The 3,384-nt window shown below is 68.4% G+C and carries 3 protein-coding genes; all 3 read right to left on the bottom strand.

Going from position 1 to position 3,384, the window contains the following annotated elements:
- Nucleotides 1-17 precede the first annotated feature (17 nt).
- Nucleotides 18-1,007: an ABC transporter permease gene (locus DD1DGNOD_RS09425; protein ID WP_131766253.1), complete on the bottom strand. Its 990-nt coding sequence runs from the start codon at nucleotides 1,005-1,007 to the stop codon at nucleotides 18-20.
- Between the two features lie 9 nt (nucleotides 1,008-1,016).
- A complete protein-coding gene (locus tag DD1DGNOD_RS09420) occupies nucleotides 1,017-1,967 on the bottom strand; it encodes an ABC transporter permease (protein WP_165036556.1) in 951 nt (316 codons plus the stop codon).
- A 13-nt stretch (nucleotides 1,968-1,980) separates the two neighbouring features.
- Nucleotides 1,981-3,384 (bottom strand): ABC transporter substrate-binding protein (locus DD1DGNOD_RS09415; protein ID WP_241255601.1); only part of this gene is annotated, 1,404 nt, incomplete at its 5' end.

Here is a 3,384-nt window from a genome sequence, read left to right as displayed (position 1 = left end):
CGCGCCGGCTCCTGCGCTCACCGCTGCACCTCCTCCAGGGTCCGGGCGACGTGGTTGAGGCTGAACACGACCAGGGCGACGAACAGCCCCGGCAGCAGCGACAGCCATGGACTGGTGATGAGGTAGTTGCGGCCGCCCGAGATCAGCGTCCCCCACTCGGCGGCGGGCGGCGCGGCCCCGAAACCCAGGAAGCTCAGCGAGGAGATGCTCAGCACGGCCGTGCCGAAGTCGAGGATGGCGAGCACCATCACCGGACCCCACGAGTTCGGCAGGATGTGCCGCCACATCACCCGGATCCACGAGGCGCCGCCGGTGCGTGCGGCTTCGACGTATGCCTGTCCCTTGACCCGGAACACCTCCGCCCGGGTCGTCCGCGCGAATCCCGGCATGATGCCCACCGAGACGGCGATCGCCACCGGCAACGTCCCGAAGCCCAGCGCGGTGACGATCGCCAGCGCCAGCAGGAGCAGCGGGAGCGCGAGAGCGACGTCGACCGTGCGCATGAGCAGACTGTCGATCCAGCCCCCGAGGAACCCGGCGACGACCCCGAGCGCCAGCCCGACGACGACGGCGATGAGAACGGCTCCCCCGGTGGCCTTGATCGTGAGAGTCGAGCCGTGGAGGACCCGCGAGAACAGGTCCCGACCCAGTTCGTCCGTGCCGAACAGGTGGTCGAGGCTCGGTCCGCGCAGCTTCTCCGCCGGTGCGGTCGCGGTGGGATCGTACGAGGTGAACAGCCCGGGGAGCAGACCCGAGACCAGGACGAACACGACGAACAGGGCGGCGAGCACGAACCCCGGGCGGCGCAGGAACGGCCCCGCCGCCTCGAGCGGTCCAAACCGCCGGACGCGCTCGCCCTCCGGATGCCGCTCGCCGGACCGGACGTCGGCAGCACCCGCCTGTGTGGGCTCGCTCACGGCAACGGACACGACGCCGCCCGCGGCGGGGTCCGGTGGGACAGCTGGAGCAACCTGCTCCGGACCTCTGATCAGGGTGTTCTCGGACATGATTCCTGCCTAGGTGACCCGGGCCGTGTGAGCGACACGAGGGTCGAGGAACGAATAGAGCAGGTCGACGATCAGGTTGACGGCAACAAAGATCACCGCCGCGATGACGATGATGGCCTGGACGACGGGCACGTCCTGGCTGAGGACGGCCTGCTGGGCCAGCTGGCCGAGCCCGCTGCGGGAGAAAACGGTCTCGACGACGACCGCGTTGGTCACGGTGTGGCCGACGAGCACGCCCAGCAGGGTGAGCGCGGGCAGGGCCCCGTTGCGGAACGCATGCCGCAGCTGGATGGCCCAGCGGGACAGGCCCTTGGCCTTGGCCGTGACGATGTACGGCTCCTGCCATGTGTCGCCCAGGCTCTTGATAAGCACCTGGGCGAGCATCGCCGATCCGGGAATCGCCAAGGTGACCCCTGGCAGCACCACGCTGCGCCATCCGCTGGTGCCCCTGGCCGGGAACCAGCCGAGGGAGAAGGCGAACAGCTGGATGAGGAGCAGGCCGACGAAGAACGTCGGGAGCGAGATGCCCACAGCGGGCAGCCGGCTGAGGAGCAGCCGGGCCGGTCGCCACTGGACGTACGAGGCCAGGTAGGCCAGACCGATGCCGAACACCAGGAAGAGCCCGACGGAGACCAGCGTCAGGACAATGGTCGAGGGCAGCCTGTCGACGACGAGCCTGCTGACGGGGACGTTCTGGGTGAGCGACATGCCGAAGTCGAGGTGCAGCGCGTCCCACAGCCGGCCGAAGTACTGCGTGAGTACGGGCTCGTCGAGCCCGTACTGCGCCTTCATGGTGTGTAGCTGGTCGGGGGTGAGCTGGGCGACGTCGACCCCGCCGGCGGCCAGCTGCAGGGTGATCGGGTCGCTCGGCAGCACGTGCAGGATGACGAAGGTGACCGTGTAGGCCGCCCAGAGCACCAGAAGTGCCTGGGCGAACCTACCGGCGAGGTATCTGAGCATCATGACCGTCGGGTCACTTCGACAGCCAGATGTCGTTGGCGCGCAGGAAGCTCTCCGAGGTCCACGCGAACCCGTGGACCTTGTTCGAAAGCCCGATCACCTGCACCCGGTCGTAGATCGGGAAGACGACGCCCTGGTCGATCAGGTATTCCTGCAGCTCCTTGTATGCCGCGGCGCGCTGGGTGGGGTCGGTCGTGTTGAGCCCGCGGGCGAACAGCTTGCTGACCTGAGCGGCCGTGGTCTCGTCCTGGGTGTAGGTGGCGCTGAAGTTCTTCGAGACGGCCCGGTCGATCGACGAGCCGAGCACACTCGGGTCGCCCCGGGTCAGGTAGGTGCCCGCGAGGTCGAACTCGCCGGCGGTGGTCAGCTGGGTGAGCTGCGCGCTGGTGACGACCTTCAGCTGGAGGTCGATGCCGCTCTTCTTGAGCTGGTCCTGGAGCAGCTGCTCACCGGGGCTCGACGTGGTGATGAGGTAGGTGAGCGTCAGCTTCTTACCGTCCTTGTACCGGTAGCCGTCCGGACCCCGGGTCCATCCGGCACCGTCCAGCAGCGCGCCCGCGCCCGACGGGTCGTGGCCGAGCTTGGCGGACACGTCCGCGGCATACGGCGTCGTCGAGTCGTACGGCCCCTTGACCACCGGGTAGCCGTTCCAGTACACGGTGGAGGCATAGCTGTTCAGGTCGATCGCCTTGTACAGCGCCTGGCGCACCTTCAGATCGGACAGGGGGCTGCCCTTGGTGACGTTGGGTACGATCAGCGCGCTGATGCCGGGCAGTGACCGCGTCTCGATGGTCCCGTTCGCGGCCTTGATGACCTCCTGGTCGGCGGAGGTGATCGGCAGACGTGGCCAGGCGATGTCGATGGTGCCGGTGGTCAGGCTGCCGACCCGGACGCTGTCCTCGGCGATGTAGCTGACGTCGATGCCGTCGAGGTACGCCTCGCCGCGGTTCTTCACCAGCTGGCTCGGCCACGCGTAACCCGCGCGCCGGCTGAGCTTGATCTCCTTGGCGGCGGTGTAGCTGTCGAGCACGAACTGCCCCGAGCCGACCACCTTGCCCGCGCACCGTGCCTCGGTGGTCTCCTTGTAGGTGGCCGGTGACAGGATCGCCAACGTGGTGGTGGACGTCGCCTGCAGGAACGCCGCGTTGGGCACGCGGAAGTTCACCTTCACCGTCTGCGGGTCGACGACGGTCGACGACTCGTAGCCAGCGAGGTAGGTCAGGCCCAGGGTCGACTTGGCGCCCAGGTCCCGCACCCCGTCGAGGGCCGTCTTCACGGCGGTCGCGTCGAACACCGTGCCGTCGCTGAAGGTCACACCCTTGCGCAGGGAGAAGGTGTACTCACGGGCGTCCGGGCTGACCGTCCAGCTCGTGGCGAGCCACGGGACGATCTCGCCGGTCTTGGAGTCCTGGTCGGT

Origin of the sequence: Candidatus Protofrankia californiensis, assembly GCF_900634765.1 — a bacterium.
GTDB lineage: Bacteria > Actinomycetota > Actinomycetes > Frankiales > Frankiaceae > Protofrankia > Protofrankia californiensis.
The sequence above is the reverse complement of the archived record's forward strand: the minus strand, read 5'-3'. Positions and strand labels throughout refer to the sequence as shown.